This is a genomic window from Clostridium sp. Cult2 (genome assembly GCF_021655075.1).
In the GTDB taxonomy this organism is placed as follows: domain Bacteria; phylum Bacillota; class Clostridia; order Tissierellales; family Tepidimicrobiaceae; genus Schnuerera.
This window is the reverse complement of record NZ_PPXX01000029.1, coordinates 1-7,332: the sequence shown is the minus strand read 5'-3', so window position 1 is coordinate 7,332 and position 7,332 is coordinate 1. Positions and strand designations below refer to the sequence as shown.

10 protein-coding genes are annotated in these 7,332 nt (G+C 30.2%); 9 read left to right on the top strand and 1 reads right to left on the bottom strand.

Features of this window, described 5'->3' with window-relative positions:
• Positions 1 to 85 precede the first annotated feature (85 nt).
• The 9 genes from C3E90_RS03310 (at position 86) to C3E90_RS03270 (ending at position 5,614) form a co-directional block, all read left to right on the top strand.
• On the top strand, positions 86 to 724 hold the full coding sequence (locus C3E90_RS03310; RefSeq protein ID WP_236914179.1) for a class I SAM-dependent methyltransferase: 639 nt from the start codon (positions 86 to 88) through the stop codon (positions 722 to 724).
• A gap of 98 nt (positions 725 to 822) precedes the next feature.
• Entirely contained in the window at positions 823 to 1,071 is a 249-nt protein-coding gene (locus C3E90_RS03305; protein ID WP_236914178.1) for a GNAT family N-acetyltransferase, read from the top strand.
• A 724-nt stretch (positions 1,072 to 1,795) separates the two neighbouring features.
• Positions 1,796 to 2,101, top strand: a complete 306-nt coding sequence (locus C3E90_RS03300) for a type II toxin-antitoxin system RelB/DinJ family antitoxin (protein WP_236914177.1) — start codon at positions 1,796 to 1,798, stop codon at positions 2,099 to 2,101.
• A complete protein-coding gene (locus C3E90_RS03295; RefSeq protein WP_236914176.1) occupies positions 2,098 to 2,421 on the top strand; it encodes a type II toxin-antitoxin system RelE/ParE family toxin in 324 nt (107 codons plus the stop codon). Before C3E90_RS03300 ends, C3E90_RS03295 begins: the two co-directional genes overlap by 4 nt.
• A 237-nt stretch (positions 2,422 to 2,658) precedes the next feature.
• Entirely contained in the window at positions 2,659 to 2,838 is a 180-nt protein-coding gene (locus C3E90_RS03290) for a hypothetical protein (protein ID WP_236914175.1), read from the top strand.
• 144 nt (positions 2,839 to 2,982) lie between these two features.
• Positions 2,983 to 3,489: a hypothetical protein gene (locus C3E90_RS03285; protein WP_236914174.1), complete on the top strand. Its 507-nt coding sequence runs from the start codon at positions 2,983 to 2,985 to the stop codon at positions 3,487 to 3,489.
• Positions 3,490 to 3,576: 87 nt separating this feature from the next.
• A complete protein-coding gene (locus C3E90_RS03280; RefSeq protein ID WP_236914173.1) occupies positions 3,577 to 4,125 on the top strand; it encodes a hypothetical protein in 549 nt (182 codons plus the stop codon).
• 83 nt (positions 4,126 to 4,208) lie between these two features.
• Entirely contained in the window at positions 4,209 to 4,625 is a 417-nt protein-coding gene (locus tag C3E90_RS03275; protein WP_236914172.1) for a hypothetical protein, read from the top strand.
• 74 nt (positions 4,626 to 4,699) lie between these two features.
• Entirely contained in the window at positions 4,700 to 5,614 is a 915-nt protein-coding gene (locus C3E90_RS03270; protein WP_236914171.1) for a bacteriophage abortive infection AbiH family protein, read from the top strand.
• A 486-nt stretch (positions 5,615 to 6,100) separates the two neighbouring features.
• On the opposite strand, the gene C3E90_RS03265 is transcribed toward C3E90_RS03270, so the two are convergent.
• On the bottom strand, positions 6,101 to 6,820 hold the full coding sequence (locus C3E90_RS03265) for an NPCBM/NEW2 domain-containing protein (protein ID WP_236914170.1): 720 nt from the start codon (positions 6,818 to 6,820) through the stop codon (positions 6,101 to 6,103).
• Positions 6,821 to 7,332: the final 512 nt, after the last annotated feature.

The window sequence follows — 7,332 nt, the reverse complement described above, 5'->3', positions numbered from 1 at the left end:
AACTAAAGAGTGGTTAGAGAAAAGTAATTAATTTTTTTTATTTCAACTGGCCCAGTTTTCGATTAAAATATGGTATAGTTTTCAGTTGACAAATACACTAAATAATAAAGGTTTTGATTTATGGGCAGATGGATATGACAAAAGTGTTGAATTAAGCGAAGAAAATGATGAATATCCATTTGCAGGTTATAAAGATGTTTTAAATACTATTTATAATATAGTTCATAAGAAAGAAAAAGCAAGAATATTAGATATTGGATTTGGTACAGGAATATTAACTAAAAAACTCTATGATGATGGCTATGAAATATACGGTATAGATTTTTCACAAAAGATGATAGAAATAGCAAAAGAAAAAATGCCTCTTGCAAATTTAATTAAATATGACTTTTCAAAAGGGTTACCAAAAGAAATAAAAGATAATTCCTTTGATTATATTATTAGCACATATGCAATGCACCATTTAAAGGATGAAGAGAAAAATGGGTTTATTGAAAAACTTGAAAATTACCTTAATAAAGATGGTAAAATCATTATCGGGGATATAGCTTTTAGATCAAGAGAATTATTAGAAAAATGCAAAATAAATTATAATGAATATTGGGATGATGAAGAAGTTTATTTTGTTATTGAAGAGTTAAAAGAAGCCTTATTTGATAAGAATATTAACTTTATTGAAGTATCACATTGTTCAGGGGTCATTAAAATTTCAGGATCATTATAATTACCATATTTTAAGTATAAAAATTTAAAGGAGTGGATGAGGTGGGTAGACTAAGAAATCTTCTTCAAATTAGATAATCAAATTTGAGGAGTAAAATAATGAATAGGATAAAAATTAAAGAAGACATTATACCTGAAATGGAAGAAGTAATGAACTTATATGAAGATGTAGAGTGGTATGTATATACAAAAGAAAGGGTTAGGTTGAAAAATGCTATTAATAATTCTCTGAAAGTGCTAACGGCTTGGGATAATGATAAATTAGTTGGTCTTATTCGTGTTGTAGGAGATAATCATACAATTATATATATTCAAGACATACTAATTTTGAAAGAATATCAAGGGTAAGGTATAGGAAGTAAATTATTAAAATTAATTTTATAAAAATATAAATTAATTCGTCAGATAGTTTTAATGACGGATAATACTAAAGAAACCATAAGCTTATATAAGAAGAATGGAATGGTGGACACTGCAGAGTATAAGGGTGTGGCTTTCGTAAAATACAATTTAAACTAAATTATATTTAATAAAGAAAATATAAGGATATACTGTTACTCCAATATATCCTTATATTATTTAGTAGTATGATCTAAAATAAAAAAACATAATAGAACAATAGGTATGATTCAGGAGTATATATTATGGAAATAGAGTTCAGAACTGCCACCAAGGGGGTAATATCAACCTATGACATCTTTATTGACCTCTCAAGGCATGTGGAAACGGTAGTGTTGATAACAAGGGTGTAAAACGGGGTGTCTGGAAACCCTTATTTTTATTGTTTAAGGGAACATATCAACTGTCTTGGAATGGATAGGGTTGAGGAGACAGGATAGATGTATTGATAGGGTATGTGTCCCCATGACTCCACCATAAAAGAACTTAAATATTGATACAATAGAAACTCCTTGATTTCAAGGGGTTTTCGTTGTTTTTGATATAAAAGATATATATGATTATATAATACTCGAAGAGTTATACTACTTTATATTAATTACTCATTACGCATATGTATTGCTATTGTAAATTCAATGTTATATAATATTATATATAGAGGGAGTGATTAATAATGGCAAAAACAACAAATTTGTATATTAGACTTGAACCTGAACTTAAGGAACAGGCGGAGTTAGTGCTTTCGCAATTAGGAATTCCTATGTCTAATGCAGTAAATATGTTCTTGAAGCAGGTTGTTATGCAAAGGGGAATTCCTTTTGACATTAAGCTTCCTATAAAAAAGCCTGTTGAAGTAGCTGATTTAACAGAGAAAGAATTAAATGCAGAGCTTGAGAAGGGATATGCGGATATTGCTCAAGGGAATATAAAATCTGTGGATAAAGCTTTTTTAGACATCCGTAGGGATTATGGGATATGAAATATAAAGTAGTATTAACGGAACAAGCACAGATAGACTTAAGAGATATATATGAATATATTGCATTTACACTACTTGAACCTGGAATAGCAGTTAGGCAATTAGAAAGAATTGAAAAAGCCATACTGAGTTTAGATGAAATGCCTAATAGATTTAAGACGTTTGAGAATGAACCATGGTATAGTAGGGGATTACACAAAATGCCAGTAGACAATTTCATTGTGTTCTATATTCCAAATATTGCGGATAAGATAGTAACCATAATCCGTGTTATGTATGGGGGACGAGATATTGATGCACAATTAAAAAATACTAATTAGTATGGAACTAAAATTAAACAGGAAATGATATGAGAAATTAGAACCTGCTAGTTTAAAGGATACAGAGCCTTAGACTAGCGGGTTACTTTTCATTTCCAATAAAATTTAATAGAAATTAGTTAATGTATATGATAAAATAAAGGAAATCAAGGATATGTATTAAAACAATTGATGTATATGTGTAGGAAAGTGTGTCTTAAAAAATATAAAACTTTTATAAAAGGAGGAAATTACAAAATGAACTGGAATAAAATAGATTCACCGGTTAAGCATATATATGGGAAGTTAGATCTCGGATTTACGCCTATTTTTAATGAAACTGTTAAAGTATTTAAAAATTGGGGTTATAAAAGAATTTTAGATATAATCTTGCAGAGATTGATACAATTTAATTATCCTAAGAGTTGCTATGTTTAGGGGTGTGCAAGGTGAAAATAGAGGGTGCAGTAATTGAGGTCGGGGATATCTCGGCTATTTTTTATTTAAGGGTGGTTTTACATATCTTTTATAAGGTATAATTTAGGTAAAGAAATAAGAATTTTCTTCAGGGGGTAAGTTACTATGAGCAGACCATTAACGGAACAGAAGGTATTAAGAAAATTAAATATTGAGGATTTTCGATATCTTACAAAAGACAAAGTTATCACTATGGCATCAATGTTAGATAAGATGGATCCTGAGGTAGCTAAGAAAGCAATAGAGCAATTTCCTGATTTCTCGAATACAGCAAAGGAAATTCTGAATGAATATAAAAATGCATTGAATAAAGGTTTAGAATCAAATAGAGAAAGTGTTGAATCATATTACGATGCGTGCAAATCAATAATTGAAGCTTTACAAAAGCAACTTGAAGATGAGAAACTTTCGTTTGAAGAAAGGAAGTACATAATAGATGAAATGCTTGAAGTTTCTAAAATGATGGGAGAAAAAGATTCGGAGAATAAAAAGTTTATTGCAATTATGGAAGGGTTAGGCTTAGCAGCAGTTGGCTTGGTAATAGCAGGCTTATCCTCTGCATTAGGTGGAAATACAAATATTGAAACAATTGATACTGAGAACTTAACATAATATGCTTGTATTTTAAGATGCTTGTCAAAAAGTATTAATTAATTTCAATTTATAGATTTTGCTAACTTTAAAGATAAGGTGAAAAAAATGTTTAGTAAACTTGAAGATAAGTTAGTAGAAATTTTGAAAGAAAGCTCCATAAGGCAAAAAGAATTGCTTATTAAATATCCACCTGATGTTCCCAATGAAAAAGGACACCATGCTTTTATAAGGGGTATTAGCATAGAGAATAGTTTTGCACCCACAGTTGGAGAATATAATTTATTATTTGAAACAGAACATGAAAAGATTTATATTTGGACACATACAAAAGATAAAAATTCAGCTATTATTTCTGATATAGATATTTCAGTGAAAAAGAAAGACTTCTGGAAAACAGCAGGTAGTATGATGAATTTTGCTTTATCATATTATAGGGCATTTGAAGCCGTAGATTTTGAAAGGAAATTTGAATACAAAATAATATACTATTTTTCCCCTTTAGACTCAATTGAGAGCCTAGAATTTCTAGATGTAAGTAATTTTGATTTGCACTTTTTATTTAATGGTGAAGTGTTAAAGGCAACAGATATTGCAGATGTTATACAGCTATTTCCTTGTTGTTGTCTTCTTTTCAAATTCATTATTGCTGTTTGATATGTGAATTAGGGCTTTCTAAATATAAAAAACATGAATCACATGAACCTGAATTATGGGAGCAAGCAGACTTTATAACTAATATGGAGAGTGCTATAGTACAGGCTTGTCGTTGTGCAGAATCAATTTTGGGAGAACCACCTAATAATAAGAAATTTAGTAGAATATTAGCGCATAAACAAAAGTGGATAGATACTATTGGTATAAATCCAGATGAAATATTTGAGAGAGCCGAGCTAAGTTATTGGGAATTCTATTTAAGACTCTTTGATGAGTTACGAAATCCATCTGCACATAGTTATGGAGATATTCATTTTAACTTGGAAAGAAAACATACTATTGATGCTCAATGTTTTGCTGCTTTAATTTTACAGGGATACATCGAAAAGAGTGTAAAATATCTAGAAGAAGCAATGAATATTTTAAAATTCGATAAAAACTTTCTAAATCGTGTTCAAGAAAATATGAGTACTAAACTGACAAAAAACTCTTATGATTAAAAAGTTAAATTTTACCAGTATTGCTAGGTGTCAATTTCTTATGAAAATAGATTTTAACTTTAAGGGGTGATAGTTTGCAACTTTTTATAATAGGTAATGGCTTTGACAGGGCTCATGATTTACCTACTAGATACTGGGATTTTAGGACATACCTACAACAAATGTATCCTGAGTTTTTATATTCATTTGAAGAAGAATATTATATCTACCCAAGTTGGGATGATGAAGCTAAAAAAATAATGCTTTGGAATGAGTTAGAAACAAATCTTGCAAATATTAGCGAAGAGGTAATGATTGAACAAGCTGTTAGTATAGACATGGGTTTAGAGAGCGGAGATGTAGGAATCGAAGATACTCTTTATGACTATTTCACAGATAAATATAAATATATTGCTTTACTGACTAAATATATGAAACAGTGGGTAAGGACTATTAGAATCCGAGATACGCCTATAAAAACATCCCTAATTAATAGCAGTAATGATGCATTATATATTACTTTTAATTATACAGCTGTATTAGAAAGGGTTTATGGAATAGATGTAGATAGAGTGATACATATTCATGGCTCTTTACGTCAACGGGATGGAGACCCAGTATTGGGACATGGTAATAAAGATAGAATTGAAGGAATCAGAGAAAAGCGATATGAGGCAGAAAATTTATTCAGTGAAAAGGAAATAAGTATTTGTAGAGTTATAGAGGATTACTATAATCATACATATAAAAACATTAGCAGATATATGCCAAAACTACGTTTATTATCAGGTGAAAATGTTGGCGAAATATCTGTTATAGGCCATTCACTCGCTGGTGTAGACATTCCATATTTTAGAAGTATTGATGAATTAACGCAGAATACTGCTAAGTGGAAGGTCTACTATCGCAATTGTGAAGATGAGGAGCGGATGAAGAATAGTTTATCTGAATGTGGTATTGATATAAAACGTATTGAAATGTTGCACTCTCAAAAATTCTTTGATCTGTAGAAATATTAGCAAGCTCAGGGGAAAAAGCTCTTCCCCTCGCAAAGGTACCAGGTAGACTCCACTTTTTGTCGAAATTCACCAACAAGTTTTATCTAATTATTAGAAATAAATGAAATAAATTTAAACAGGGGTGTGCACAATTTAGCGATAAGGTATTGGGGTAATATTCCTAACTAGTATTTTTGTTATTGTTTATACCTAAATCCTTCTTTTTTATATAAATATCATCGCCCACATCGTGAACGATGTGGGCAGAGTAAAAAATAATGAAGAAGCAATAACCCCTTCATTATTTTTGCTTCAAAGGAAATTCGTATATAAGTATTTCTGACAATAACTTCTCAATCAGATCTCTATTTGTCTTAATCTTTAGTATGAAATTTTTCAACTTCATCATCTCGTTTAATTACTTATACTGGAAAATAATAATGGATTTAAACCTAATATCTCACCCTATTAATAAGCTTTCCTTATGTCCATATAGTATTATTGATATAGTCCCACATCTACTAATAACGGAGTATTATCGTATTTACTATTGGTAATTTCTAGCTTTAACTCCAATACTCCTGTTAAATCAACCTCAAAATCAATAGGCTTTACTCCACCAGTCATAACAGGCGAATTATATAATAGTTTATCATCGCCATATATTTTAAGTCTACTCTCTACTGTAGTATTTCTATTCTTATAACTTAGTGCATATTTCCCTTTAATTTTACTATACATCCCATTAACATAATAAGTTTGCCAACCCTCATTAATCGACCAACCTGGGCTTACTACTGTAACACCATAATTATAACTATTCGCTAAATTATCTTCCACATCTTTCAGAATTGCAAAACCATTTTTTTGGCTACTATCAAAGTAGTCCAATTCATGTAACATCGCAGTTGGCTCATTTGAATCGTGTTTTCCCAAGTATACACTGCTTGTTTTTCCATCCCATAAAACAGGTTTTCCAACTGCATTTGCAACTGCTCTAACAGGTAGATATGTTGTTCCATTGTAGATAAATACCTCTACTGGTTTTCCGTTACCATCTACTGGATTTAATTTTACATCATCTACATAAATATTTACTCCCGTTGATACTATGATTTGTTTTTGTACCATAGCTGCTATTACTGGTGCCACAGTACTAAACACTGTCATAATAATCATCCCAATCAATAAATACTTAAATCTTTCTTTAGCCTTCATAACTTAATCCTCCTTTCTTTTAGTTTTATTATAACCTGTATTAAATTTATGAATATCTTTCGTTATAGCTTAATCTTTAGTTAAAACTAGTACATTGGCAAAAATCCCATTAATAATAACTATTCGTTAGAGACCTTTAATATCCTTTTTTCTTGTATGGACAATTTTTATTGCAAGGCTACCAGATAGTAAAATAGCATAATTCCTTGTAACAAAAACAACACAGAGGGGCGGTTTGGTCTGTTTTGTTATGAAGGGTCAGTGGATAATTTTTCTTCTGGCTTTTTTCTTTTATTCCACACAATCCATATGGAGTGTATGGTGTTGATAAAGAAGGAATAGGTTGAAATAAGGTTTTAAGTATTTTATAATTAGTAGTATATCTAAAATTTCTAGAATTTGAGGTATGCACTTTTTAGCGTTAATCGAGTATTGCTAAATTGTATTAAGATTGGAGTCATTAGACATAAAAGAACTTAAATATTGATACAATAGAAACTCCTTGATTTCAA